Genomic DNA, 24,238 nt, shown 5'->3' with positions numbered 1-24,238 from the left:
GGGAGAGAGAGCCGCACCGTGACCTACGAACACGACCCGGCGGACGGCACCGCCACGCTGGAGTCGTCGGACCTGGGTCCCACCGGCCGCCCCGCTCGCGAGTTCCCGGAACCCGCGCCGATCCGATCGCACGGGCCGGCCCGGATCATCGCGCTCTGCAACCAGAAGGGCGGCGTCGGCAAGACCACGACGACGATCAACCTCGGCGCGGCGCTCGCCGAGTACGGCCGCCGCGTGCTCGCGGTCGACTTCGACCCGCAGGGTGCGCTCTCGGCGGGCCTCGGCGTGCAGACGCACGACGTCCCGACGGTCTACGACCTGTTGCTCAGCCGCAGTGTGGCGCCGGCCGACGCGATCCAGCGCACCGGCGTCGAGGGGCTCGACGTGATGCCGGCCAACATCGACCTCTCCGCGGCCGAGGTGCACCTCGTGACCGAGGTCGCGCGCGAGCAGATCCTCGCGGGCGTGCTCCGCAAGGTGTCGGCCGACTACGACGTGATCCTGATCGACTGCCAGCCCTCGCTCGGCCTGCTCACCGTGAACGCCCTCACGGCGAGCCACGGCGTGGTCATCCCGCTCGAGTGCGAGTACTTCGCGCTGCGCGGGGTCGCGCTGCTCATCGAGACGATCGACAAGGTGCGCGACCGGCTCAACCCCGCCATCACGCTCGACGGCATCCTCGCGACCATGTACGACGCACGAACGCTGCACTCGCGCGAGGTGCTCGAGCGCGTCGTCGACGCGTTCGACGAGAAGGTGCTCGAGACCGTGATCACGCGCACCGTGAAGTTCCCGGATGCCACGGTCGCCGCGACGCCGATCACGGAATTCGCGCCCGAGCACCCCGCTGCGCGGGCATACCGTCAGCTCGCGAGGGAGCTGGTCGACCGTGGCGCGGTCGCCTGAACCCAGCGCGGCGGAGGCGGTCGGCCAGGCGGGCGGGACGGACGAGGCGCCCGCAGCACGCGATGCCGGCGCGACCGACACCGACGCCGGCACCGAGCCGGAGTTCCGCGTCGCGCTGTCCAACTTCGAGGGTCCCTTCGACCTGCTCCTCTCGCTCATCGCCAAGCACGAGCTCGACATCACCGAGGTGTCGCTCTCCGCGGTCACCGACGAGTTCATCGCGTACCTCCGCCGCATCGAGACCGATGAGGACCTCGACCGCGCGAGCGAGTTCCTGGTCGTCGCGGCCACGCTGCTCGATCTCAAGGTCGCGGGGCTGCTGCCGCAGGGGGAGCTCGTCGATGCGGAGGACGTCGCCCTGCTCGAGGCGCGCGACCTGCTCTTCGCTCGCCTGCTGCAGTACCGGGCGTTCAAGGAGGCGGCGCGCTGGTTCGGCGGCCGGATCGAGGTCGAGTCGCGGCGGCACGCGCGGACGGTCAAGCTGGAGGAACGGTTCCGCCAGCGGACGCCCGAACTGCGCTGGACGCTCGGTCCCGCCGACTTCGCCGCCCTCGCCACGCTGGCGCTCACACCGCGCGAACTGCCGACCGTCGGCCTCGACCACCTCCATGCGCCGCTCGTGTCGATCCGCGAGCAGGCCGCGCACGTCGTCGCCGTGCTCCGGCGCGGCGGGGCGGTCACGTTCCGCCGACTGATCGCGGGCGTCGACCGGCCGGGCGTCGTCGTCGCCCGGTTCCTCGCGGTGCTCGAGCTCTACCGCAACGATGCGATCGGCTTCGAGCAGCTCGAACCGCTGGGCGAGCTCACGCTGCGATGGGCCGCGAACGACACCTGGTCAGACGACCGACTGGACAGCCTGGGAGCCGACTATGACGAGTGAGACGGATGGCGCGACGCCGACGGACGGCGCGACCGATGGCGTGACGGACGACCGACCGGAGGTCTCGGTCGCGACCCCGCTCGACGTCCCCGGCCAGCCTCGCCTCGACCTCGACCGCGCGATCGAGGCGCTGCTGTTCATCGCCGACGAGCCGCAGGGCATCGTGCACCTCGCCGCGGCCGTCGCACGTCCCATCGCCGAGGTGAAGGCGTCGATCGCGCGCCTCGTCGCGGACTACGACGGCGGGGCGCCGTCGGGCGAGCCGCGGACCGACGCGGGGGAGCGGCCCGCGGCCGGAGGCATCCGTCGCGCTTTCGAACTCCGCGAGGTCGGCGGCGGCTGGCGCTTCTACGCGCGCTCCGAGTACGACGCGCTCATCACCGACGCGGTGCTCGCGCAGACCTCGACGAAGCTGTCGCAGGCCGCGCTCGAGACACTCGCGGTCATCGCCTACAAGCAGCCGATCTCGCGATCCTCGATCGCGTCGATCCGCGCCGTCAACGTCGACTCCGTCGTCCGCACGCTGTACGGTCGCGGACTCATCGCCGAGGTCGACACCGACGAGGAGACGGGCGCGATCCTGTACGGCACGACCGAGCTGCTGCTCACGAACCTCGGCATCGCGTCGCTCGACGACCTGCCGCCGATCTCGCCGCTGCTCGACGGCGGCCAGGAGGGATTCGACCGTGACCTCGTCTGACCGGCCGGGAGACCCGGGTGCCGCACCCGAGGGGGTCCGGCTGCAGAAGGCGCTCGCCGCGGCCGGCGTCGCGAGCCGACGCGTCGTGGAGAACCTGATCGTCGAGGGTCGCATCGAGGTGAACGGGCGGGTCGTGACCGAGCTCGGCACCCGCATCGATCCGCTCGCCGACAAGGTGTCCGTGGACGGCGTCGCGGTGCAGCTCGACCAGGAGAAGCGGTACTTCATGCTCAACAAGCCGCGCGGGGTCGTCTCGACGATGCGCGACGAGCAGGGGCGGCCCGACCTGCGACGCTTCACGGACTCGCTCGACGTTCGCGTGTTCAACGTCGGGCGCCTCGACGGCGACACCAGCGGGCTGCTGCTGCTCACCAACGACGGCGATCTCGCGCACGTGCTCGCACACCCGTCGTTCGGCGTCGAGAAGACGTACATCGCGAAGGTGGCCGGCCGGATGACCCCGCAGACGCTGCAGCGGCTGAAGCGCGGCGTCGACCTCGACGACGGTCCGATCCGCGCCGACCGTGCCAAGATCCTCCAGGCGCAGGGCGACCAGCGTCACACCATGGTCGAGGTCACCCTGCACTCCGGGCGGAACCGGATCGTGCGTCGCATGCTCGACGCCGTCGGCCACCCCGTCGTCGAGCTCGTGCGCCGGCAGTTCGGCCCCCTGCACCTCGGCACGCTGAAGTCGGGCGCGGTGCGCGAGTTGACTAGAGTCGAACTCGGCCAGCTGCTCACCATCGTGCGCGCGGCGGACGCCGAGCGGAAGGGGAACGGGTAGGTGGTCGAGTCACGGCTCATCGGACCGGTGCGCGTCGTCGGCGCCGGCCTGCTCGGCACGAGCGTGGCGCTCGGGCTCCGGACGCGCGGCATCGACGTGATCCTCGCCGACGCCTCGCCGACGCACGTCGCGATCGCCGTCGACCTGGGCGCCGGACGACCCGCGAAGGCCGACGACGCGCCGCAGCTCATCGTGGTGGCGGTGCCGCCGGATGTCACGGCATCCGTCGTCGCGGCGGAGCTCGCCGCATTCCCCGAGGCGATCGTGACGGATGTCGCGAGCGTCAAGGCCGGCATCCTCGCGGAGCTCGAGGCCGTCGGCGCCGACGTGTCGCGCTACATCGGCTCGCACCCGCTCGCCGGCCGCGAGCGCGGGGGACCCCTCGCCGCCCGGGCCGACCTGTTCGCGGGTCGCCCGTGGGTGGTCGCCGCGCACGACGAGATCAGCTACCGCCGTGCCAGCGCGATCGACGACCTCATCCTCGACCTCGGGGCGACGCTCGTCGAGATGACGCCCGAGGAGCACGACGCGGGCGTCGCGCTCATCTCGCACGTGCCGCAGGTCGTCTCGAGCATCATGGCGCGGAGGTTCCTCGACGCCCCGAACGCGGCGCTGGGGCTCGCCGGCCAGGGCGTTCGCGACGTGACCCGGGTCGCGGCGAGCGACCCCGACCTGTGGGTGCAGATCCTCGGAGCGAACGCCTCGCCGGTGCGCGACATCCTCCTCGCGTACCGTGACGACCTCGACCGCTTCATCGAGGCGCTCGCCGACCCCGCCGCGCCCGGTGCGCGTCGCCGCGTCGCCGAGGAGCTCACGGGCGGCAACACGGGCGTCGCGCGCCTGCCCGGCAAGCACGGCACCGACAAGCGCTTCACGACGATCGTCGTGATGATCGACGACCGGCCGGGCCAGCTCGCCCGGCTCCTCGCCGAGATCGGCGAGATCGGCGTGAACCTCGAAGACCTCCGCCTCGAGCACTCGCCGGGCCGCCAGGTCGGCCTCGCCGAGGTGCAGGTCGTCCCCGAGGCGGCCGATCGACTGACCACAGAGCTGGCCGAACGCGGCTGGCGGATCGCAGGATGACCATGCAGCACGATCCCGTCCACCCCGTCGTCGTCGCCGTCGACGGTCCCGCCGGCAGCGGCAAGTCGAGCGTCTCCAAGGAGGCCGCCCGACGCCTCGGCTGGGGCTTCCTCGACACGGGCGCCGCCTACCGGGCGCTCGCGTGGCACGCGGTCGCCTGCGGCGTCGACACGGCCGACGCGGCATCCGTCGTCTCGTGCCTCGACTCGTTCGACTACCGCATCGGCACCGACCCGACCGGCTACACCGTGCACGTCGGCTCGACCGACGTCACGCAGGCGATCCGCGAGCCCGGGATCTCGGGTGTCGTGAGCCAGGTCGCCCGGGTCGCCGAGGTGCGCGCCCACCTCATCGAGCTGTTCCGCGTGATCATGGCCGGCGAGCGGCGCGGCGGGATCGTCGTCGAGGGACGGGACATCACCACCGTCGTCGCGCCGGACGCCCCGGCGCGCATCCTGCTCACCGCCTCGGAGGAGGTGCGGATGGCGCGTCGCTCGGCGGAGCTCGTCGGCCACTCGGCTGCGACGACCGGCCAGCAGTTGCGCGCGCGCGACGAGGCGGACTCGAAGGTCGTCGACTTCATGAACGCCGCGGACGGCGTCGTCACCGTCGACTCGACGGACCTCGACTTCGACGAGACCGTGGAGGCGGTGCTCGCCGTCATCCGGGACGCTCAGGTTCGAACTGGTTGAATAGACAGGTTGTGCGCTCGCGCGCGACCCCGAGACACCCAGGAGTTGGAATGACCGATCGCGACGACGAGTTCGACGCCCCCGAGGACGACCTCGCCGAGCGCCTCGCCGGCGTCGACGAGGAGCTCGCCGAGCAGCGCGCCGCCGCCCTCCGGTCGGGCCTCGACGACTACGACCTGGAGGACGAGGACCTCGACCTGCTCGAGCTCTCCGAGGAGGGCGAGGAGGGCATCCGCTACCTCCCGGCGCTGCCGGTCATCGCCATCGTCGGCCGCCCCAACGTGGGCAAGTCGGCGCTCGTCAACCGCATCCTCGGCCGCCGCGAGGCCGTCGTCGAGGACACGCCGGGCGTGACCCGCGACCGCGTGTCGTACAAGGGCGAGTGGCTCGACCGCCGCTTCACGCTCGTCGACACGGGCGGCTGGGAGCCCGATGCGAGGGGCATCGACGCGTCCGTCGCCGCACAGGCCGAGGTCGCGATCGACCTCTCCGACGTGGTGCTGTTCGTGGTGGACGCGACCGTGGGCGCGACCGCTACCGACGAGCACGTCGTCCGGCTCCTCCGCAAGACGAAGAAGCCCGTCTTCCTCGTCGCGAACAAGGTCGACGACGCCCGCCAGGAGCCCGAGGCCGCCGCGCTCTGGAACCTCGGCCTCGGCGAGCCGTACCCGGTCTCCGCGCTGCACGGGCGCGGGGTCGCCGACATGCTCGAAGAGGTGTTCAAGGTCCTCCCGCAGGTCTCGGCCGTCGCGAAGGACGAGTTCGGCGGTCCTCGCCGGGTCGCGATCCTCGGCCGACCGAACGTCGGCAAGTCGAGCCTGCTGAACAAGGCCGCCCGCGAGGAGCGCGTCGTCGTCAACGACCTCGCCGGCACCACGCGGGACCCCGTCGACGAGCAGATCGAACTCGGCGGCAAGGTCTGGCGGTTCGTCGACACGGCCGGCATCCGGCGCCGCGTGCACCTGCAGCAGGGCGCCGACTTCTACGCGTCGCTGCGCACGCAGGCCGCGCTCGAGAAGGCCGAGGTCGCGGTCGTGCTGCTCGACGTCTCCCAGCCGATCTCCGAGCAGGACGTCCGCATCATCGACCTCGTGCTCGAGTCGGGTCGCGCACTCGTCCTCGCGTACAACAAGTGGGACCTCCTGGACGACGACCGTCGTCGCTACCTCGAGCGCGAGATCGAGCAGGACCTGCACCACGTGCAGTGGGCGCCGCGCGTGAACATCTCCGCGAAGACCGGTCGTCACCTCGAGAAGCTCGTTCCCGCCCTGGAGACCGCGCTCGAGTCGTGGGACACCCGCATCCCCACCGGCAAGTTCAACGCGTTCCTCACCGAGCTCGTCCAGGCCCACCCGCACCCGCTGCGGGGCGGCAAGCAGCCGCGCATCCTGTTCGGCACCCAGGCCTCGACGCGTCCGCCGACGTTCGTGCTGTTCACGACCGGGTTCCTCGACCCCGGCTACCGCCGGTTCATCCAGCGGCGCCTGCGCGAGATCTACGGCTTCGTGGGCACGCCCATCGTGACGAACATGCGCGTGCGCGAGAAGCGCCAGCGGGCGTAGCCGCCTGACGACCTGCCGAGCGGATGTCCCGACGAACGCGAGCGCGATGGAGCTGACCGTGCGCGTGAAGCCGGGCAGCCGTCGGGGGCCGCTCGTCGTGCCGACGCCGGACGACCCCGCGGCATCCGTCACCGTGCACGTGCGCGAGCGCGCCGTCGACGGAGCCGCCAACGCGGGCGTCGTCGCGGCGCTCGCCGCGCACTACGGGGTGCGCAGGGGCGACGTCGAGATCGTTCGCGGGCACGCCGCGCGGATCAAGCGGGTGCGGGTCGACGGCGTGTGACCGGCTGGAGGCGCCACGCCTGCGCCTCGATCGCCTGAGGTCGGCTGAACGCCGTCGCCACGCCTGTCGAGGCCAGCACCGAGTCGGGTGGGCGTTCCGCGAGGTCGCCGAAGCCGGTGGCCGCGAGGAGCTCGTCGTCGAGTTCGAGGAGCTCGGCTCGCGAGAGGGGCCACGGATCGTGCGCGTTCCGCGCCCAGACGGTGCGTCCGAGGTGCTGCTCGTGGAAGCCCCACCGCGCGGTGAGGAACCGCGCGAGCGCCGCATCGGGCGCGTCAGCGGCCACGGGTTCGCCGAGCCGCGCGCGGATGCGGGTCGACGGACCGCCGGGCCCTCGGCGCCGGCTCCGGAAGTCGAGCTCGTGGCCCGAGGCGTCGATCCGGTGCACGACGCGTGAACTCGCCCAGTGGTAGGGGAGGCCGAACGCGAGTCGCGCGGCGATGACCGGGAGCAGCCGGCCCGCCTCCAGCGTCCGGAAGACCACGCCGCGCCGGCCGTCGCGGTCCACCGAGTAGAGGCGCACGTTCACCTCGACGAAGGTCCCGAGGCGGTGCATCGTCGGCAGTGGCGGGAAACGCGTGTCGGCGAGCACGAACGGGATGAGGCCGACCCAGGTCACGCCGTCGAGGACGTCCGGTCGGGTCCCCGCGGGCAGATACGGCGCGACACGCGCGGGATCGGTGCGCCAGTGCAGGAAGACGAGGTCGCGCCAGCGTTGCTCGACGACGATGCGGCCGGGCAGCGGCGGGCTCTCGATCGGCAGTCCCTGCACGATGCCATCCTCGCGCGCGGAGCGGTGCCGCCGGAAGGGCCTCGCGCGGTTGACGCGGCACTGCGGCCCGCCGGACGATGGTCGAGTGGAGCCAGCACACGGCGATCCGGGGCGGGCGGAGCGCCGCGCCGATGCCGGCGCCGACGCCGACGCCGACGCCGATGCCGGCATGGCGGTGGTCGCGGCGCTCATCGCCGTGCGCGACCGGTTCCACGAGTTCCTGCCGCGTGCGCTGGGCGACGAGCCCGACGCGCTGCACCAGCTCCGCACGAACGTGCGCAGGCTGCGGAGCGTGCTCGGGGCGTACGGTGCCGTGTTCGACGAGGCGGTCGCGACGGAGCTGCGACGGCGGCTCCGCGAACTCGGCCGGGAGCTCGGCACGGTGCGCGACCTCGAGGTGCGCGTGCAGGTCGCCGAGGCGGCCATCGCCGACGCCGACGAGGCGGGTCGGTTCGCGTCAGACGCCGAGCGGGAGCGCGTGCGCGCCGTCCTGGTCGACGACGAGCGGACCGCGCACGATCGCGCGCACGCGAGGTTCGTCGAGCGGCAGGCGCTGCCTCGGGCGGCCCACCGCATCGAGGAACTCGACCGCGTCCTCGCGGAGCCGCCGTTCAGCGAGAGGGCGGGCCGCGAGGCGGCCGCCGAGCTCGCGAGGCTGCTCGACCGTGAGGCCGGCCGGGCCGCGAAGCGCGCCCGGCGGCTCCCGGAGGATCCGACGCTCGACGAGTTGCACGACCTCCGCAAGGCGAGCCGTCGCCTGCGCTACGCGGCCGAGGCGGTCTGCAGGCCGCCCGTGGAGCTGTTCGGCGACCGCGCTGCGGATCTCGCGGATGCGGGCGACGACATCCACGACGTGCTCGGCGACCACCGCGACGAACTGCTCTTCGCCGAGCACGTGCGGCGCGCGGCCGCGCATGCGGCGCACACGGGGGAGCCCGCCGAGGTGCTGCATCGCCTCGGGGACGACGCCGACGCCCGCGCCGCCGCGCACCTGGCCGAGCTGCCGGCCGTGGCCGCGACGCTGCGGAAGGCGGCGACGGCGTGGCACGCGCACCGACCTCGCTGAAGTCGGCGGAGACCGGCGCGGTCAGCCGTGGTGCCCAGCTGTGGCGCCCAGCCGCGGTGATCAGTCGCGGAGCGGGTGCTGCATGACCACCCGGTGCGGCTTGGGTCGCGCCACCTCGCTGAACCCGGCGGCCTCGAACATCGAGACGGTGCCGGGGAAGAGGTCGGCCGCGGGCGGCTTCGTGCGCGCGGCCGGGTCGACCGCGTACGCCTCGAGGACGGTCGCGTCGTGCTCGCGCGCGGTCGCCACGGCTGCGGCCGCGAGCGCGCGCCCGACGCCCCGACGCCGGAACGCCCGAGGCACCACGAAGCAGGTGACCGCCCAGATGGAGGCGTCATCGAAGTCGGCGTCGGGGGAGGCCGACGCGACCGGGCTGTGCCGGAGTCGCTCGAGGCCGCTGCGGGGCTCGACCGCGCACCAGCCGACCGGGGTCTCGCCGTCGTAGGCGATGATGCCCGGGCCGGTGCCGGGCGCTGCGAGCTGTTCGTGCAACCGCTCCCGGAGCTCCTCACGGCTCGCCGACTCCCACTCGGCGCCCCGGAGCTTGTACCACTGGCACCAACAGGTCGCCGGGTCGCCGCGCGTGCCGAACACGGCCTCGACGTCGGCGAACGGCACCGACGTCGCGCTGACCACGCGAAGCGTCGCTCCGCCCTCGTCGTCGGGAGTGGCGTCGGCGGCTTCGGCAGGTGGATCGGCGTCGATCATGCACGCGACGCTAACGCGTGCCGGCGACATCCGTCGACGCCCGGCTCGGCTCGAGGCGCAGCGCGCGGAGATCCTGCGCGAGGGCGCGGAGGTCGTCCGGATCCGCCGTGAACGCCTCGCCGAGCGCCGCCTTCCCGAGCATCGCGGCGGCCCGCGGGTGGTGCCGCTGGTAGTCGGCGAGGAGGTCCGTGCGCGCCTCCTCGTCGAGGTCGACCGCGCGCGCCGCGAACCGCTGGGACCGCCAGTCGACCCGCACGTCGGGGTGCGCGAGCGCGTTGCGGTACCAGTCCGTCTTCGGTCCGCGACTGGCGACGACCCAGAGCGTCGGGGGAGCGCTCGGCGTGGAGCCGGCGCCGCGCTCGACCACCTCGAGCACCGTGCGACGTGCGATCCCGCTCGTGCGGCCGACCGCGGTGAGCATCAGGAACCGGCCGCCCATGAGCCAGCCGAGGCGAGCGCGGTAGAGCGCGGAGGGTGCGTGGTAGAACCAGGCGAGCAGGGGTCCGGGCTTCTTCATCGCCATACGGCCACACTAGGCGCGGTCGGCCGGGCGATCCGGATGTCCCGCAGCGGCGGGCCGCGAACCGATCGTGCAGCGAGGTGATAGTGAAGTACCATCACGGTATGGATGCTCCCGTCACCGTCCTCGACCGACTCCTCGAGATCAGCGACCTCTTCCAGCGCGATCTCGCCCGCGAATTCGCGGGCACGTCGCTCACTCCCGCGCGGACGCGCGTGCTCTGGGACCTCGTGCACACGGGCCCCTCGACGCAGCATGCGCTCGCGACCCGGCTCGAGGTGAGCCCTCGCAACGTCACCGGCCTGGTCGACGCGCTCGAGGCATCCGGATACGTCCGACGCGAGCCGCACCCCGACGACCGGCGCGCCGTGCTCGTCACGCTCACGCCATCCGCCGCCGAGCTCATGCACGAGATGCAGCGCGACCACGCCGAGCTCTCCGACGCGCTGCTCGGCGTCGTCGCCCCCGCCGACCGCGATGCGTTCCTCCGCGGGGTCGGAGCGGTCGCCGACCGGCTTCGCGACCTCGTCGAGACCGCGGAGGCCGGCCGTGCCGCCGCCCGCGCGGGAGTCGAGCGATGAGCGTCGACGTCGATCGCGCACCCGCGGCATCCGTCGCCCACCGCATCGGAGGCGTCGCCCGACGGGCGCTGAGGCTCGAGCTGCGCATCTACGCGAGCATCGGCCGGCTCATCGCCCGGCGGCCGGCGATCGCGCCCGGCGCGACCGGCTTCGGCTACCACGCGCCCGTGATCACGATCCTCTGGATCTTCATCGTGCTGTCGGCCGTCGAGATCCCCATCCTCGACCTCATCGTGCACCGCTGGCCGGTCGTCCGCATCATCGTGCTCATCGCCGGCATCTGGGGCCTCACGTGGATGATCGGGCTCCTCGCCGCCTACCTCATGCGACCGCACACCGTCGGGCCCGAGGGCATCCGCGTGCGCGAGGGACTCGAGACCGACGTGCTGCTCACCTGGGACGACATCGCGTCCGTCGCGCGCGTCAAGCACGTCGACGAGCCCAAGACGCCGAAGGTCACCGAGACGGATGGCGCGCGCACGCTGTCGCTCCGGATGCAGCACGAGACCGCCGTGGCGATCGAGCTCGAGCGGCCGACGCTCGTGCGGCTGCCCGGAACGGCGCCGAAGGGCGGCGAGCAGGTCGTCGACGAGGTGCGGATCTGGGTCGACGACGTGGACGGATTCATGGCCGCGGTGCGGCGTCACATCTGAGGCTCCGTCGGGTTCGCGGGCGGGCCTCGCTCGCGCGGCCGCCGCGGTCCGCAGCGCCTCGCCGTGTGCACGAGCACCCCTTCGGATGCCGCTATGATGGTCGAGTTGCCTTCGACGGAGACGCTGAGGGCATCGGGCTGTGGCGCAGCTTGGTAGCGCACTTGACTGGGGGTCAAGGGGTCGCAGGTTCAAATCCTGTCAGCCCGACCGTACGAGGCCCGGAACGACGCGAAAAGCGCGAGTTCCGGGCCTCTCGCGTTTCCGATGCGGACGACTGACGTTGCGCGCGCGGTTCGCCGAACAGGTGGCGTCGGAGTTCTCGCGCTCCGGGGGCTTCTCGACGGCGAGCCCGAGGGCCTTGATGTCTTTGGAGTTCACGCGTAATCTAAAAGACGGCGGTCCGAGAGCGACCGCAGGGATAGAGGAACTTCGGTGAGCAAGTCATCTCAGGCAGACGCGGCTCGACATCGTACTGAAGTCATCTCCGCTGCATCGCGTCTCCTCCGCGAGCGTGGCGCAACGGGTGTCAGCGTGCAGGACGCCATGGCCGCCGCCGGTCTCACTCATGGCGGCTTCTACAAGCACTTCCGCTCGAAGGATGATCTCCTGGGCGCTGCGACCACCGATGCATTCGGCGAGATCCTGGGGCTCCTCGACGGTCTCGAGAACGACGAAGACCCGAAGGCCGCCCGCGGTCGCCTGTTCGACAGCTACCTCTCCCTCGAGCATCGCGACTCGCCCGGAGCCGGATGCGCCAACACCGCGCTCGCCACCGACGCGGCACGCGCGGCGGACTCGCCATTGGGCGCGGCATACCTTGACGGCCTCAAGAACACCATCGCGCACCTCGAGAACGGTGATGATGCCCCGAACGCCAGGCAGCGTGCTCTCGAGCAGCTGATCATGCTGGTCGGCGGGCTCACTCTCGCGCGTGCGACCCGAGGAGACTCGATCTCGGAGGAGTTCCTCTCCGTGGCCCGGGACGCGCTCGCATCCTGAGCCCGACCCGAACGCTGCGGACGCGGCACGCAACTCGATGCACCTGGCGCCGCGCCCCAGTCGACGCGGCGGAGAGAAGACGGATCGGGCGAGCGGATGGCTGAACCGCAGATCTGACGCGGACGAGGGGACCCACCAGTCGCGGCGGGCACCGCCCACACGGTTCGATTCCGGGACGTGCGGCGGCGCTCCTCACGATGCCTGCGAGCGAGACTTTTAGAGTATGGCCATAATTTAAGTTGCCGCGGCCAGCCGTGGTCGTTATATTAGGGACATCATCTAACGAAGGGAATCGATGATGTCCACCTACCTGATCAACCATCTCCGCATCCCTGGCGGCGTGCCGAACGAGTATGGACTGCGCTACCTCGAGCAGGTCGAAGCGACCGTCGCCCCCTATGGAGGGAAGTGGCTCGCGCAGGGCGACCCCGACGCCGTCGAAGGTGCGTGGCCGGGGTCGGTCGTCCTGATGGAATTCCCGGATCGCGACGCTGCCCGCGCGTGGTACGAGTCTCCCGAGTATCAGGAGATCCTCCCGCTGCGGATCAACAACGCGATCTCCGACCTGGTGCTCATCGACTCGCTGCCTCAGGGGTTCACGGTCGCCGGCTTCGCCGGCGAGGTTCGGACCCTCATCGCCTCCTCACAGGGCTGAGACGACGGATTGTGCAACTGGGTGGCGTCGAAGTGAAGAAGCAAGGTGCACCCCCGGCCCGAGGGCTCGAGATCCGGCGACACTCGGGGTTCGGCATCGCGATCGCCGGCATGGTCGCGATGATGGTGGGAGCAAGCGCGCCCTCGCCCTTCTATCCCTCACTGCAAGCCGCACTGGGGCTGACCCCTGTCGCCATCACAGCAGTGTTCGCGATATACGCGCTCGTCCTACTGGCGGCGCTGCTGACGGTGGGATCGCTCTCCGACCACTTCGGCCGCCGTCCGATCGTCAGTGCCGGCTTCGTGCTCCTGGCGATCAGCGTTCTGGTGTTCTGGAATGCAGAGTCCGCGGGCACACTGCTCCTGGCGCGCGCACTGCAGGGGATGGCCAGCGGCCTCCTGCTGTCCTCGCTGTCCGCGGCCGTCGCCGAGCTCGGACCGCAGGAACGGCCGGGTGTCGGAGCGACGTGGATCGCGGTCTCCCCGCTGGTCGGCCTGGCGTTGGGCGCGTTCGTCGGCGGCGCAGCGCTCGACATCACCCCGGACGCGCTCGCCGTCGTCTTCGGCGCCCTCGGGATCGGGTATGTCGCGCTCGCCGGTCTGGCTTGGGTCGCGCCCGAGACCTCTCCCCGTGCCATCGGGTGGACGCGATCGCTCCGTCCTCGGCTCTCGGTTCCGCCGCCGATACGGACGCTGCTGCTCGCAGGAGTTCCGGCACTGGTCGCCGGATGGGCGAACGGAGGACTCATCCTTTCACTGGGGGCGAGTATCGTCCAGGGGCATTTCGGGGTGACCGGCCACGTCGGGCAGGGGTTGGTCGTCGGTCTGCTCGCGGCGGCGGCCGCCGTCTCAGCGCTCCTCACCCGGCGCAGCGCCCCCCGTACGGCGACCATCCTCGGCACGAGTCTCCTCGCCGCCGGCACCGCCGTCACGCTGGCGGCGCTCGTCATCCAATCGCTTCCGATCTACCTGTCCGCCATCTTCGTCGCCGGGGCGGGCTTCGGCGCATCGTTCACCGGCGTGCTGCGCTCGATCGCTGCTGTCGTCGACGCTCGCGATCGGGCCGGGACATTCGCATCGCTGTACGTCGTCTCGTATCTCTCGTTCGGCCTTCCCGCCGTGATCGCAGGTCTCCTGGTGCCGATCCTCACACTCGATACGACCACGCTCCTGTACGGCGGAACGGTCGTCCTGATCGCTGCGCTGGCGTCTGCGCTCCGAGCACGAACGTCTGCATGACCCAGGGCGTTCGCTCGCGTCCGTTTCCGGAGAACTCACGGATGGCACCCGTCACCCGGATCCACCGAGACCGCTGGTCTCACCATCACGAATCGAAAGGACATCGACATGACGTACGTGACCGTCGGTCGCCAGAACACGACCGACATCGAGATCTACTACGAAGACCAGGGCTCCGGACAGCCCGTCGTGCTCATCCACGGGTATCCGCTCGACGGGCACTCGTGGGAGCTCCAGACCAAGGCGCTGCTCGACGCCGGCTATCGCGTCATCACCTACGATCGCCGTGGATTCGGACAATCCAGCAAGGTCGCATCGGGCTACGACTACGACACGTTCGCGGCTGACCTCGACGCGCTCCTGGAGCACCTGGATCTCAGCGAGACCATCCTGGTGGGATTCTCAATGGGAACCGGGGAACTCGCGCGATACGCGAAGAATCACGGCCACGATCGAGTCGCGAAGTTCGCCTTCATCTCTTCGCTCGAGCCGTTCCTCCTGCAGACCGAGGACAACCCGGCCGGAGTTCCACAGGCGGTCTTCACCGGAATCGCGGAAGCCGCCAGCACCAACCGCTATGCGTGGTACCGACAGTTCTACAACGACTTCTACAACCTGGACGAGAACCTCGGCTCGCGCATCACCCAGGAGGTCGCCGACGCCGGCTGGCAGGTCGCGATCGCGTCCGCGCCGATCGCCGCATATGCCGTCGTTCCGAGCTGGCTCGAGGACTTCCGCGAGGACGTCGCCGTCGTGCGATCTTCCGGCAAGCCCGTACTCATCGTGCACGGAACCCACGACCGCATCCTGCCGATCGATTCGACAGGGCGCCGCTTCCACGAGTCGTTGCCCGAGGCCCGCTACATCGAGGTCGACGGAGCGCCGCACGGCCTGCTGTGGACGCACTCCACCGAGGCCACGGCGGCGTTGCTCGACTTCGCCATGGCGTAGTCGGCACGGAATCGAAGCGAGACGAAGACATGGTCGATCCATCCGAAACCCAGTTCGCTGTCGACACGCACTGGCGCACCCGCCTCGAACAACTCGGGCGCACCCTGCCCGTTGCCCCCGAGGACGTCGCCGCATACCGGCCCGCGGTCAGGTCGGGGGACGTCGTCCACACATCCGGACAACTCCCCTTCGTCGGCGGGGCGATCCCGTCCACCGGCCACGTCGGCGACAACGTCAGCGTCGAAGACGCGCAGGAGATGGCGGCGCAGTGCGCGATGAACGCACTGGCGGCCGCCGTCGCCGCCGCGGGGGGCCGCGACCTCCGAAGGATCATCAAGGTGGTCGGTTACGTCGCTTCGAGACCCGACTTCACAGGCCAGTCCACGGTCATCGACGGTGCGTCGCAACTCCTCGGGGACGTCTTCGGCCTCGAGGGGGTCCACGCTCGTTCCGCGATCGGAGTCGCCGCCTTGCCACTCGGCGCACCCGTCGAGGTCGAGCTCGTGATCGAACTCCGCCCCCAGCAGCCCGAGGACGGTCTGGGCTGATGCGCGGGCGCCTATCGTGAGGCCATGGACGTCGTGCCGGCCGCGGGGGCGGTGATCACCGACGACGACGGGCGGGTGCTGCTCGTCAGGCGCGGGGCGGCGCCGCAGCGCGGCCGGTGGTCGGTTCCCGGCGGGCGCCTCGAGCCGGGGGAGTCGTTCGCGGATGCGGCGGCTCGCGAGGTGCGGTCGCGGCCGGTCGTGGGTCACGCGGCGTAGGCGGGGTACGCGTACGCGACCGGCGTCGTCCACGGCTGCCCGAACCGCCGCGAGCACGGTGGCGGAGGCCGTCGACCGTGGCGCGGTCTGCATCTGCCCGAACTACGGAGGCGACCAGTGGACGTCGCAGACGGCGATCACCCGCCAGAAGAACGCCAGCAGCTACATGAGCGCCATCTGGCGGGTCGGAGCCAGCTTCCTGCGCGCCGACTCCGGCGGCGGGGCGCTCATGACCTACGTCTACGGCAATCGCCCGGTCCCGACGGCCCGCGGCATGTACCTCGCGAACGCGGCGTACGACATGGAGGACCTCTACCAGCGCGACCCCGTGCGGATCGGGCCGCCGTACGGCAACGACCTCGCCACGGTGCAGGCGGCCAACCCGGCTCGACTCCCGCAGTCGTCATGGACCGGAACGCGAATGAAGATCGTCGTCTCGGCGGCCGATACGATCCTTCCGCCGGCGAGCCACGGTCTCGCCCTCGCCGACACTGCGCGGCCCGTGGCCACACAGGTGACCGTGGACTACCACGACGGTGGGCACGTGGTGCCGTCGTGGACGCAGGCGGACATGATCAACACGTTCGCAGCATGGCTCTGAGCGCCCGGGATCCCAGACGCCCTGTTTCCGGCTCGTTACGACCGCGTGCACATGTGGTTTCCCGCCGATGGTCGAATCCGGATCAGCGGCTATCCTGACGGTCTGAGGATCAACGCGGTTCCAGACCCTCGCGAAGCCTGGAGCGTTCGTCATGACTCAGACCGGACTGACCGAGGTGGTCGGCGAGGGTACCGATGGCGAGCCGGTCGTGCGCGGACCGCGGCTCGTCGTGCTCCACTCCCTACTGCCGCCTGATGGCACGTCGAAGTACATCGACCACATGGTCGACGGCGCGTCCGAGTACGTCGACATCCGCTTCATCTCCTGGAAGGGTGCGCTCCTCGGCGCCTACGACGTATTCCACGTGCACTGGCCCGAGCGGCTGATACGAGACCGGCGCCGGGGCCGGCGCTTCATCAAGCGTCGACTGCTCGACCTCCTCCTCGTTCGGTTGGCACTGCAGCGGGTGCCGATCGTGTGGACGGCTCACAACCTCCGCCCCCACGAGCAGGGGCCGCCTTCGGAGGAGCGCTCGCTCGAGCGGTTCACCCGGTCCGTCACGCTCGTGATCCGACTCAATCCCACCACCGACGTGCCCCCGGGGTTGGACGCGGTGACGATCCCGCACGGCCATTACCGCGACCGGTTCGCCGGCGTCCCCCGACCTGCAGCCGAGGCGGGCCGGCTGCTCCATTTCGGGATCATCCGCCCCTACAAGGGCGTCGACACGCTGCTCCGCGCCTTCGGCTCGCTCGAGTCCGACCGGCTGCGACTGCGGATCGTGGGCAAGCCGCATCCGGGGCAGGGCGAGCTCGTCGAGGCGGCCGCGGCTGCGGATCCCCGGATCACCGCCACCCTCCGCGCCGTCGACGATGCCGAGGTCGTCGACGAGATCTGCCGATCCAGCCTCGTCGTGCTGCCGTATCGGGGAGAGATGCACAACTCCGGCGTCGTCCTCCTGGCCCTTTCGCTCGACCGACCGGTGTTGGTGCCGGCGTCGCCGACGAACGCAGCGCTCAGCGCGGAAGTCGGCGACGGGTGGGTCTTCCAGTACGAGGGTGAGCTCGACGGCGCCACGATCCTGTCTGCGCTCGAGGAGATCGGTGCTCGAGACCCGAGGACTTCGCCGAGGCTCGCCGGCCGCGACGTGAAGCGCATCGGCGAACTCCACTACGACGCCTACCTCCGCGCACGGCGCGCCAGGCGGGGCAGATGACCCGCGCCGGCGACCCGGTCGGCGGCGGCCTCGGCGAATCCGCCTCGCGGGGGGCGGCGGTGACGGTCGGGAGCCAGCTCATCCGGATCGGGGTCCAGCTTGCCGGAATCGTCGTGCTGGCGCGGCTGCTGACTCCGAGCGACTACGGTCTCGTCGCGATGGTGATGGCGGTCATCGGCCTCGGTGAGGTCGTACGTGACTTCGGTCTCTCGTCGGCGGCCATCCAGGCCAAGACGCTGTCACGACATCAGCGCGACAACCTGTTCTGGATCAACACGGCGATCGGACTCGGCCTGACGCTGCTCGTCTCAGCAGGATCGGGGCTGATCGCGCAGCTCTACGACGACGCTCGCCTGCAGCCGCTGGCCGCGGTGCTGTCCCTCACGTTCCTCGTGAACGGGATCTCGACCCAGTACCGCGCGGGACTGACCCGCTCGCTCTCGTTCTTCGGACTGTCCGGCTCGGAGCTCCTCGGCCAGGTGGTCGGGCTCGCCTCGGGGATCGCCGCCGCGCTCCTCGGTCTCGGCTACTGGTCCCTCGCCGTGCAGCAGATCGCGCAGGCGCTGTTCACGCTGGTCCTCCTGGTCGCCGTTGCGAGGTGGCTGCCCGGCTGGATCCATCGAGACGCCCCCATTCGCGCGTTCGTCGGATACGGCGCCAGCGTCTTCGGTTCCCAACTGCTCGGGTACGCCGCGCGAAACGCCGACACGGTGATCATCGGCACGAGGTTCGGACCGTTCGACGTCGGTCTCTACAACCGAGCGTTCCAGCTGATGATGCTCCCGATCGTGCAGATCCAGGCGCCGTCGACTCGGGTGGCCCTCCCCATCCTGTCGCGGCTCCAGGATGAACGCGAACGGTTCGCCGCGTTCATCAATCGCGGTCAGGTCGCATTGCTGACCGTCGTCGGGCTCACGTTCGCGTTCCTCGGCGCGCAGGCCGAGTCGGTCATCGCAGTCGCACTCGGCGCCCAGTGGGCGGGCGCGGTGCCCATCTTCCGGATCCTGCTCATCGCCGGGTTCTTCCAGGCCGCCAACTATGCCGTGTACTGGGTGTTCCTCGCGAAGGGGCTGACCCGTTCGAACTTCTACTACGCGCTCGCGACGCGACCGGTGATGATCGCGCTCATCTTCGTCGGCTCCCTCTGGGGAGTGGAGGGCGTCGCCGTCGCCTATTCGGCGAGCGTCGCGCTCACGTGGCCGGTCGCCCTCATCTGGATCGCGAGGGTCTCCGACGCGCCCGCCCGCGACATGTTCCGCAACGGAGCCCGGATGCTCGTCGCATTCGGCGTCGCGACCTTCGTCTCCTACGCGGCGACGCTGTCGCTGCCGCAGGGCGCCGACCTCCTCCGGCTCGCCGTCGGCCTCGCCGCGCTCCTCGGCACGGTGGCGCTCACCGCAGCCGTCTGGTCTCGCTTCCGGCGCGACCTGCGAGGACTGGCCGAGACGCGCCGGTACTTCCGCCGCGTGCGCAGCGCACCGATCGATTCCGACGAGGAGCACAGCGATGATTGACCGGATCGCCAGGAAGATCCGCCGCATCTCCCGGACCGCGATGCTCTCGAGCGGCGTGACCGTGATGCGGGATCGCCGTCTGGTGCGACGCGTCGTGCCGGGAATCGCCGGCGGCGATCGCTCTCACCTCGTGGTCGCCGCCCCGGGCGCCGGCAACATCGGCGACCAGGCGCTCTTCGAGGCCTTCCTCGAGGCCACCGGCGGTGCGCGGGTGACCGTCGTCGTGGACTCCGAGGACAGCGTCCACGTGCCGGCCGCCTACGCCGAACGGGTCGAGGTGGCGGTGCTGCCGCATCTGCTGTACGGCTCCGGTGCCGCGCGTCGCGGCGACCTGCGACGCTACGCCGGCCTGCTCGCCGACGCCGCGAGCCTCTCGGTCATGGGCGCGGACATCATGGACGGACGCTACAGCCTTCGCGCATCCGTGAATCGATCCGCCGTCGCCGCCGCGGCGGCCGATGTCGGGGTGGACGCCCGCATCCTGGGCTTCAGCTGGAACGGCGAGGCGCGTTTCGCTGCGCGTCGGGCGCTCATCACGGCAGCCGGGGCGGGGGCGGTTCCCATGCTCCGCGACGGTGTCTCGGCACGCAGGGCCGTCGCCGACGGCGTGCCGCTGGTGCGCGACGTCGCCGACCTCGTGTTCGCCGCGAGCAGCGTCGACCCCAGTGCGGAGGCGCTGTTGCCGCGTCCGGCCAAGCCGATCGCACTCGTGAACGTCAGCGGGCTCATCTCCCGGACGTTCGACCAGGTCGACGAGTACGAGCGGGTCATCCGCCATCTTCGCAGTGTCGGATGCCACGTGGTCCTGGTGCCGCACGTCTCGCGGCCGAAGGGCGATGACGTGGTCGCCTGCGCGGCCGTGGCCGAGCGGGTCGGACCGGAGGACCTCACCGTCGTGAGCGGGCTCCTGTCGCCCGCGCAGATCCGGGGGTTGACGGTCCGGGCCGCCGTGACCGTCACCGGACGAATGCACCTCGCGGTGATGACGCTGATGCACGGCACTCCCGCGATCACGCTCGCGACGCAGGGAAAGGTCGAGGGATTGATGGAGCTGTTCGGCACGCCGGAACTCTGCGTCGCGCCCGTCGAGGGGTTCGCATCGTCGGTCATCGGGGCGGTTGACCAGGTGCTCCCGCCGGATTCGCCGACGAGGCTGGCGATCGCCGACGCCCTCCCGAGGGTGCGCGAACTCGCCGCGAGGAACGTCGACGGCCTGCACGCCGACCAGCCGATCGGGGCCGCCTGAGATGGCGGGCACCGTGCGCGGCGCGCTCGCGAACACCGTCGCAGGGAGCCCGTTCTGGACGCCCCGCTTCCGCTCGCGTCTCCTCCGGATGTTCGGCGTGGCCATCGGCCGCGGCGCGCGCGTCTACCCCTACCTGCGGTTCGTCGGCGATGTGGACGGCCTCCGCGTCGGCGTCGGCGCGTTCATCAACCTGGGCCTCGTCGTCGGATCGGGTGCGCCCGTCACCATCGGCGAGCGTGCCTTCATCGGGCCGGGAGTGCAACTCCTGCCTACCTCGCACGAGATCGGGCCGAGCGAGGCGCGGGCCGGCGCCAACCTCAGCCGACCGATCGAGATCGGCGCGGGAGCCTGGCTCGGGGCGGGGGTCCTCGTGCTCGGCGGCGTCACGGTGGGGGGCGGATGCGTCGTCGCAGCCGGTGCCGTCGTCACCGAGGATTGCGAACCCGACGGGCTCTACGCGGGCGTCCCCGCCCGCCGCATCCGGACGCTCGATTGAGGGGTCGCACGATGCGGGAGTCGGGGGAGCCGGGCGACGCGACGGTCGCGGCGTCCGTCGACGTCAGCATCATCGTGCCTGCGTACAACGTCGACGCGTTCCTCCAGGTCGCACTGGATCGGTTGCGCGAGCAGGAGTACCCGGCGTTCGAGATCGTCGTGGTCGACGACGCATCCACCGACGGAACCGCGGAGGTCGCACGTGCCGCGAGCGCATCCGACGATAGGATCGTGCTCGTCCGCCAGGACGCGAACGCCGGGGTGGCGGCAGCGCGCGAACGTGGACTCGCCGCGGCCAGGGGGGAGTTCGTCTGGTTCGTCGACGCCGATGACGACTGGGATGCCGGCGCCCTCCGCCGGATGGTCGGAACCGCGCGGGCGACCGGAGCCGACCTCGTGTGCGCCGCAGCCGAGTACGTCTCGGAGGACGGCAGCCGCAGGGCGGTCGGCTCGGCCGGCCCGCCACGGACGATGTCGGGAGGCGAGGCGTTCGGTCTCCTGCTGAACGGGGCCATCACCGGGCACCTGTGGAACAAGTTGTTCCGCCGATCCCCGCTCGAGCGGATCAGCTTCACGCGCGCACGTCAGCACTCCGACCAGGCGATGGTGGCCCAACTCCTCGCTGATGCGCGCACCGTCGCGGTGATCGACGACGTGGTCTACCGGTACCACCTCCGGAGCGGGTCGATCATCCGATCGGGGAGTCGACGCGCGGAGTCCCTGAAGACCGTGCGGGTGGTGGTCACCGAATGCGCCGCGCGTCTGGACCCGGACCTGCCGTCGAGCTCGGCGTTCGGGTACTACACGGCTCGGTTCAACCTGCTCTCGCGGCTGAAGGACGCGACATCGGGCGCATACAGCTCGACCGAGGAGGACGCCATCGTGCAGCAGGTGCGGAAGGAGATCACACCCGGCCTGCTCGCGGCGACCCTGCAGCGACGCGACCTCAGGCGCTTCGTGATGCTCGCTGCGGCGAAGACGAACGCCGGGCTCTATCGACGCCTCATGCGACGGCCCGGAACGCGCGACTGACCGGGGCGTGCCGCCGAGCGTCGACGTAGCTCGAATTAACATGCCGGACACATATCCGACGATCTCGCGCCCTACGCTCAGGGGTGCCCCCTACCGGCGATACTGCGTCCCCGCGAACGCTCGGACGCAGATGGCACGCGGTACTGGGCTCACCCGACGGAGGGCGATCCTTCGAACGGGGCGGACGATCCCGCCGATGAATGGACGGGTTCATGCCTCAAGGACTTCGGAACCTGCTGCTCCCGCCGGGCGAGATGCGATCCAAGGCGTGGGTCGATGTGACAAAGGGTGCGGCCATCATCATGGTCGTCTACTACCACGCCACCCTCTACCTCCAGCATCAGGGTGTCGAGGGCGTGCTCGGGCGAGCGAAGGCGGCGTTCGAGCTGTTCCCGATGCCGGCATTCCTCCTCATCGCCGGACTGTTCAGCGCGCGAATCGTCAGCTGGACGTTCGCCGACCTGTGGCGACGCAAGCTGCTGCCCTTGATCTATCTCTACGTGGTCTGGTCGGTGCTGCGAGCCGCGTTCTACCTCGTGGTGCCAGGTCTCAACGGTGAACTCGGCGAACTCCCCGCCACCAACATCCTGAGCCTCGCGCTGATCTTCGTCTGGCCGAGCAGCAGCTACTGGTTCGTCTACGCGTTGTTCCTCTTCACGTTCGCCCTGTGGGCCGTGCGCAGGCTCCCCGCACTCGTGGTCGTCATCGTCGCGGGCATCGTCTCGACGCTCTTCACGTCGGGTCTCGTGAATGCCGGCAACATCGGATGGAACCGCGTCGGCGCGCTCGCGGTCTTCTTCGTGGCGGGCGCGCTCTATGCGGAGCCCGTCTTCGTGGCCGTGCAACGATCGCGGCCGATCCACCTCATCGCGGCGGCGGCGATCTTCGTCGCGGTGTCCGCCCTCGTGCTGTTCGCCGGGATGCGATGGCTTCCGTTCCTCGTGCTCGTCGGCCAGATCGCCGCCGTCGCGTTCGGCGTGATGCTGTCGAAGCTCCTCGCTCGGGTGCGGCCGTTCGGGTTCCTGTCGTACCTCGGGTCCCGAAGTCTCAAGATCTACCTCATCCACCTCTTCGTGATCGTGTCGGCCGCCGCGATCGTCGGCACGCTGAACCCGGACTGGCCGCGTTGGCTCGACTTCCTGGTGCTCGTCTCCGTTGTGCTGCTCGCAATCTTCGCCTCGCTCTGGATCGCACGAGCCACCGCAGCCGTCAGGTGGCTCTACCTTCCGCCGCCGTGGCTCACCCGGGGACGATCCCGCGCCACCTCCGCGCTTCCGGCCATCTTGCCTGGCGTGCCCACCGGGCCGATCAGGTTGCACGAAGAAGGGAAGTCGTGAGCGGATGTCCGCGTCATTCGGGAATCCCGTCGTCCTCGCCCCCGGAAGCGACAACCGCCTCCTGCTCGCGGCATCGACCGGCGGCCACCTGGCACAGCTCGTCCGGCTCGCGCCCGGACTCGGCGCGAACGACGAGTCGGTCTGGGTGACGTTCCGGTCCCCGCAGAGCGAATCATTGCTCGGGGGCCGGCGGGTGCTGTTCGTGCCCTACATCGGACCGCGCGACGCTCGTTCGATCGCGCGGGCATTCGCCGAGATCCGCGTGCGGATCAGGGGCGATCGATTCGATGCGGCGGTGAGCACGGGGTCGGGCATCGCGCTCGCCGCACTCCCGGCCGCGCATCTCGCGGGCATGAAGACGGTGTACATCGAGAGCTTCTCGCGGGTGGAGGCGCCGTCATTGAGCGGCCGCATCCTCGCGGGTGCCCGATTCACCGAGATGCGCACGCAGCACCCCGGGTGGGCGAATGGGCGGTGGAGCCTGCACGGAAGCGTGCTCGACACCTACCGGAGCGAGCCGAGACCGGTCGACGGATCGCGCCCGCTGAGGATCTTCGTCACCCTCGGAACGATCCAGGGCTACGAGTTCCGCTCGCTCGTCGACCGCGTGCTCGAGCTCGGGCTGGCGAACGACGAGACCGTCTGGCAGCTGGGCTCCACGCGTGCGAACACGGCGCTGCCAGGCACGGTCCGCTCGCAGGTCTCCGCGTCGGAGTTCGAGGCGCGCGCCCGGAACGCCGACGTGGTCATCACCCACGCGGGTGTGGGAACCCTGATCAGCCTCTTCGAGATGGGCGTCTATCCCCTCGCGGTGGTGCGACGGAAAGCACGCGGCGAGCACGTCGACGACCATCAGGCCCAGATCGCCAAGCTCGTCGACGAGCTCGGCATCGCGTCCACCTCGGAGGTCGAGGATCTCGATGGTGCGCTCGTCGCCGCGACCGCGCGCCGCCGGATCAACGTCGACCTCGTCGCGAGGTGAGCGGCCGGGCCGACGCCTCCG

28 protein-coding genes and 1 tRNA gene are annotated in these 24,238 nt (G+C 70.7%); 26 read left to right on the top strand and 3 right to left on the bottom strand.

Annotated elements, in window-relative coordinates:
* The first annotated feature begins 18 nt into the window (after positions 1–18).
* Genes ACFVHK_RS11175 through ACFVHK_RS11140 form a run of 8 tightly spaced genes read left to right on the top strand, consistent with a single transcriptional unit; the run spans position 19 to position 6,890 of the window.
* A complete protein-coding gene (locus tag ACFVHK_RS11175) occupies positions 19–906 on the top strand; it encodes a ParA family protein (protein WP_376928873.1) in 888 nt (295 codons plus the stop codon).
* A complete protein-coding gene (locus ACFVHK_RS11170) occupies positions 890–1,786 on the top strand; it encodes a segregation and condensation protein A (protein ID WP_376928872.1) in 897 nt (298 codons plus the stop codon). The genes ACFVHK_RS11175 and ACFVHK_RS11170 overlap by 17 nt, the downstream gene beginning before the upstream one ends.
* Positions 1,776–2,486, top strand: coding sequence for an SMC-Scp complex subunit ScpB (gene scpB / locus ACFVHK_RS11165; RefSeq protein ID WP_376928871.1), 711 nt, complete (start codon positions 1,776–1,778; stop codon positions 2,484–2,486). The genes ACFVHK_RS11170 and scpB overlap by 11 nt, the downstream gene beginning before the upstream one ends.
* On the top strand, positions 2,473–3,270 hold the full coding sequence (locus ACFVHK_RS11160) for a pseudouridine synthase (RefSeq protein ID WP_376928870.1): 798 nt from the start codon (positions 2,473–2,475) through the stop codon (positions 3,268–3,270). Before scpB ends, ACFVHK_RS11160 begins: the two co-directional genes overlap by 14 nt.
* Positions 3,271–4,353: a prephenate dehydrogenase gene (locus ACFVHK_RS11155; protein WP_376928869.1), complete on the top strand. Its 1,083-nt coding sequence runs from the start codon at positions 3,271–3,273 to the stop codon at positions 4,351–4,353.
* Complete coding sequence (gene cmk, locus ACFVHK_RS11150) at positions 4,350–5,045, top strand: (d)CMP kinase (RefSeq protein ID WP_376928868.1); 696 nt, start codon at positions 4,350–4,352, stop codon at positions 5,043–5,045. Before ACFVHK_RS11155 ends, cmk begins: the two co-directional genes overlap by 4 nt.
* A gap of 50 nt (positions 5,046–5,095) precedes the next feature.
* Complete coding sequence (gene der, locus ACFVHK_RS11145) at positions 5,096–6,607, top strand: ribosome biogenesis GTPase Der (protein ID WP_376928867.1); 1,512 nt, start codon at positions 5,096–5,098, stop codon at positions 6,605–6,607.
* A gap of 46 nt (positions 6,608–6,653) precedes the next feature.
* Positions 6,654–6,890, top strand: coding sequence for a DUF167 domain-containing protein (locus ACFVHK_RS11140; protein WP_376928866.1), 237 nt, complete (start codon positions 6,654–6,656; stop codon positions 6,888–6,890).
* Here ACFVHK_RS11140 and ACFVHK_RS11135 read toward each other — a convergent pair.
* Positions 6,862–7,659 carry a YqjF family protein gene (locus ACFVHK_RS11135; protein WP_376928865.1) on the bottom strand — a complete coding sequence of 266 codons (798 nt, stop codon included), beginning with the start codon at positions 7,657–7,659 and terminating at the stop codon, positions 6,862–6,864. The genes ACFVHK_RS11140 and ACFVHK_RS11135 overlap by 29 nt on opposite strands.
* A gap of 85 nt (positions 7,660–7,744) precedes the next feature.
* On the opposite strand from ACFVHK_RS11135, the gene ACFVHK_RS11130 reads away from it, so the two are divergent.
* Entirely contained in the window at positions 7,745–8,725 is a 981-nt protein-coding gene (locus ACFVHK_RS11130; protein ID WP_376928864.1) for a CHAD domain-containing protein, read from the top strand.
* A 60-nt stretch (positions 8,726–8,785) separates the two neighbouring features.
* Here the strand turns inward: ACFVHK_RS11130 and ACFVHK_RS11125 are convergent, their stop codons facing one another.
* Both ACFVHK_RS11125 and ACFVHK_RS11120 read right to left on the bottom strand, forming a co-directional pair.
* On the bottom strand, positions 8,786–9,433 hold the full coding sequence (locus ACFVHK_RS11125) for a GNAT family N-acetyltransferase (protein WP_376928863.1): 648 nt from the start codon (positions 9,431–9,433) through the stop codon (positions 8,786–8,788).
* A 10-nt stretch (positions 9,434–9,443) separates the two neighbouring features.
* Positions 9,444–9,956: a nitroreductase family deazaflavin-dependent oxidoreductase gene (locus tag ACFVHK_RS11120; protein WP_129235927.1), complete on the bottom strand. Its 513-nt coding sequence runs from the start codon at positions 9,954–9,956 to the stop codon at positions 9,444–9,446.
* Positions 9,957–10,057: 101 nt separating this feature from the next.
* On the opposite strand from ACFVHK_RS11120, the gene ACFVHK_RS11115 reads away from it, so the two are divergent.
* The 17 genes from ACFVHK_RS11115 (at position 10,058) to ACFVHK_RS11035 (ending at position 24,217) form a co-directional block, all read left to right on the top strand.
* Entirely contained in the window at positions 10,058–10,534 is a 477-nt protein-coding gene (locus ACFVHK_RS11115; protein WP_376928862.1) for a MarR family winged helix-turn-helix transcriptional regulator, read from the top strand.
* Positions 10,531–11,187: a hypothetical protein gene (locus ACFVHK_RS11110; RefSeq protein ID WP_376928861.1), complete on the top strand. Its 657-nt coding sequence runs from the start codon at positions 10,531–10,533 to the stop codon at positions 11,185–11,187. The genes ACFVHK_RS11115 and ACFVHK_RS11110 overlap by 4 nt, the downstream gene beginning before the upstream one ends.
* A gap of 133 nt (positions 11,188–11,320) precedes the next feature.
* Positions 11,321–11,394 (top strand) — tRNA-Pro (locus tag ACFVHK_RS11105).
* 225 nt (positions 11,395–11,619) lie between these two features.
* Positions 11,620–12,186 carry a TetR/AcrR family transcriptional regulator gene (locus ACFVHK_RS11100; protein WP_376928860.1) on the top strand — a complete coding sequence of 189 codons (567 nt, stop codon included), beginning with the start codon at positions 11,620–11,622 and terminating at the stop codon, positions 12,184–12,186.
* Between the two features lie 298 nt (positions 12,187–12,484).
* On the top strand, positions 12,485–12,841 hold the full coding sequence (locus ACFVHK_RS11095) for a DUF1330 domain-containing protein (protein ID WP_376928859.1): 357 nt from the start codon (positions 12,485–12,487) through the stop codon (positions 12,839–12,841).
* 32 nt (positions 12,842–12,873) lie between these two features.
* Positions 12,874–14,079 (top strand): MFS transporter, encoded by a 1,206-nt coding sequence (locus tag ACFVHK_RS11090; protein ID WP_376928858.1) that lies wholly within the window; start codon positions 12,874–12,876, stop codon positions 14,077–14,079.
* A 108-nt stretch (positions 14,080–14,187) separates the two neighbouring features.
* On the top strand, positions 14,188–15,030 hold the full coding sequence (locus ACFVHK_RS11085) for an alpha/beta fold hydrolase (protein WP_376928857.1): 843 nt from the start codon (positions 14,188–14,190) through the stop codon (positions 15,028–15,030).
* Between the two features lie 29 nt (positions 15,031–15,059).
* On the top strand, positions 15,060–15,578 hold the full coding sequence (locus ACFVHK_RS11080) for a RidA family protein (RefSeq protein WP_376928886.1): 519 nt from the start codon (positions 15,060–15,062) through the stop codon (positions 15,576–15,578).
* A gap of 24 nt (positions 15,579–15,602) precedes the next feature.
* On the top strand, positions 15,603–15,794 hold the full coding sequence (locus ACFVHK_RS11075) for an NUDIX hydrolase (RefSeq protein ID WP_376928856.1): 192 nt from the start codon (positions 15,603–15,605) through the stop codon (positions 15,792–15,794).
* A gap of 58 nt (positions 15,795–15,852) precedes the next feature.
* Positions 15,853–16,395: a hypothetical protein gene (locus tag ACFVHK_RS11070; RefSeq protein WP_376928855.1), complete on the top strand. Its 543-nt coding sequence runs from the start codon at positions 15,853–15,855 to the stop codon at positions 16,393–16,395.
* A gap of 151 nt (positions 16,396–16,546) precedes the next feature.
* On the top strand, positions 16,547–17,611 hold the full coding sequence (locus tag ACFVHK_RS11065) for a glycosyltransferase (RefSeq protein WP_376928854.1): 1,065 nt from the start codon (positions 16,547–16,549) through the stop codon (positions 17,609–17,611).
* Complete coding sequence (locus tag ACFVHK_RS11060) at positions 17,608–19,125, top strand: lipopolysaccharide biosynthesis protein (RefSeq protein WP_376928853.1); 1,518 nt, start codon at positions 17,608–17,610, stop codon at positions 19,123–19,125. The genes ACFVHK_RS11065 and ACFVHK_RS11060 overlap by 4 nt, the downstream gene beginning before the upstream one ends.
* Positions 19,118–20,371 carry a polysaccharide pyruvyl transferase family protein gene (locus ACFVHK_RS11055; RefSeq protein WP_376928852.1) on the top strand — a complete coding sequence of 418 codons (1,254 nt, stop codon included), beginning with the start codon at positions 19,118–19,120 and terminating at the stop codon, positions 20,369–20,371. Before ACFVHK_RS11060 ends, ACFVHK_RS11055 begins: the two co-directional genes overlap by 8 nt.
* A gap of 1 nt (position 20,372) precedes the next feature.
* On the top strand, positions 20,373–20,867 hold the full coding sequence (locus ACFVHK_RS11050; RefSeq protein WP_376928851.1) for an acyltransferase: 495 nt from the start codon (positions 20,373–20,375) through the stop codon (positions 20,865–20,867).
* A gap of 11 nt (positions 20,868–20,878) precedes the next feature.
* Positions 20,879–21,898, top strand: a complete 1,020-nt coding sequence (locus ACFVHK_RS11045; protein ID WP_376928850.1) for a glycosyltransferase family 2 protein — start codon at positions 20,879–20,881, stop codon at positions 21,896–21,898.
* A 278-nt stretch (positions 21,899–22,176) separates the two neighbouring features.
* Positions 22,177–23,235 carry an acyltransferase family protein gene (locus ACFVHK_RS11040; RefSeq protein WP_376928849.1) on the top strand — a complete coding sequence of 353 codons (1,059 nt, stop codon included), beginning with the start codon at positions 22,177–22,179 and terminating at the stop codon, positions 23,233–23,235.
* A 4-nt stretch (positions 23,236–23,239) separates the two neighbouring features.
* Complete coding sequence (locus ACFVHK_RS11035; protein ID WP_376928848.1) at positions 23,240–24,217, top strand: glycosyltransferase; 978 nt, start codon at positions 23,240–23,242, stop codon at positions 24,215–24,217.
* Positions 24,218–24,238: the final 21 nt, after the last annotated feature.

It is taken from the genome of Agromyces binzhouensis, from assembly GCF_042672355.1.
Taxonomy (GTDB): Bacteria; Actinomycetota; Actinomycetes; order Actinomycetales; family Microbacteriaceae; genus Agromyces; species Agromyces binzhouensis.
This window is presented reverse-complemented; position numbering and strand designations above follow the sequence as displayed.

Bases quoted from the DNA above. Each gene is read 5' to 3' on its own strand.
- scpB (WP_376928871.1), top strand. From the start codon at position 1,776: ATGACGAGTGAGACGGATGGCGCGACGCCGACGGACGGCGCGACCGAT.
- cmk (WP_376928868.1), top strand. From the start codon at position 4,350: ATGACCATGCAGCACGATCCCGTCCACCCCGTCGTCGTCGCCGTCGAC.
- der (WP_376928867.1), top strand. From the start codon at position 5,096: ATGACCGATCGCGACGACGAGTTCGACGCCCCCGAGGACGACCTCGCC.
- ACFVHK_RS11140 (WP_376928866.1), top strand. From the start codon at position 6,654: ATGGAGCTGACCGTGCGCGTGAAGCCGGGCAGCCGTCGGGGGCCGCTC.
- ACFVHK_RS11125 (WP_376928863.1), bottom strand. From the start codon at position 9,433: ATGATCGACGCCGATCCACCTGCCGAAGCCGCCGACGCCACTCCCGAC.
- ACFVHK_RS11120 (WP_129235927.1), bottom strand. From the start codon at position 9,956: ATGGCGATGAAGAAGCCCGGACCCCTGCTCGCCTGGTTCTACCACGCA.
- ACFVHK_RS11115 (WP_376928862.1), top strand. From the start codon at position 10,058: ATGGATGCTCCCGTCACCGTCCTCGACCGACTCCTCGAGATCAGCGAC.
- ACFVHK_RS11110 (WP_376928861.1), top strand. From the start codon at position 10,531: ATGAGCGTCGACGTCGATCGCGCACCCGCGGCATCCGTCGCCCACCGC.
- ACFVHK_RS11095 (WP_376928859.1), top strand. From the start codon at position 12,485: ATGTCCACCTACCTGATCAACCATCTCCGCATCCCTGGCGGCGTGCCG.
- ACFVHK_RS11085 (WP_376928857.1), top strand. From the start codon at position 14,188: ATGACGTACGTGACCGTCGGTCGCCAGAACACGACCGACATCGAGATC.
- ACFVHK_RS11080 (WP_376928886.1), top strand. From the start codon at position 15,060: ATGGTCGATCCATCCGAAACCCAGTTCGCTGTCGACACGCACTGGCGC.
- ACFVHK_RS11075 (WP_376928856.1), top strand. From the start codon at position 15,603: ATGGACGTCGTGCCGGCCGCGGGGGCGGTGATCACCGACGACGACGGG.
- ACFVHK_RS11065 (WP_376928854.1), top strand. From the start codon at position 16,547: ATGACTCAGACCGGACTGACCGAGGTGGTCGGCGAGGGTACCGATGGC.
- ACFVHK_RS11060 (WP_376928853.1), top strand. From the start codon at position 17,608: ATGACCCGCGCCGGCGACCCGGTCGGCGGCGGCCTCGGCGAATCCGCC.
- ACFVHK_RS11055 (WP_376928852.1), top strand. From the start codon at position 19,118: ATGATTGACCGGATCGCCAGGAAGATCCGCCGCATCTCCCGGACCGCG.
- ACFVHK_RS11050 (WP_376928851.1), top strand. From the start codon at position 20,373: ATGGCGGGCACCGTGCGCGGCGCGCTCGCGAACACCGTCGCAGGGAGC.
- ACFVHK_RS11045 (WP_376928850.1), top strand. From the start codon at position 20,879: ATGCGGGAGTCGGGGGAGCCGGGCGACGCGACGGTCGCGGCGTCCGTC.
- ACFVHK_RS11035 (WP_376928848.1), top strand. From the start codon at position 23,240: ATGTCCGCGTCATTCGGGAATCCCGTCGTCCTCGCCCCCGGAAGCGAC.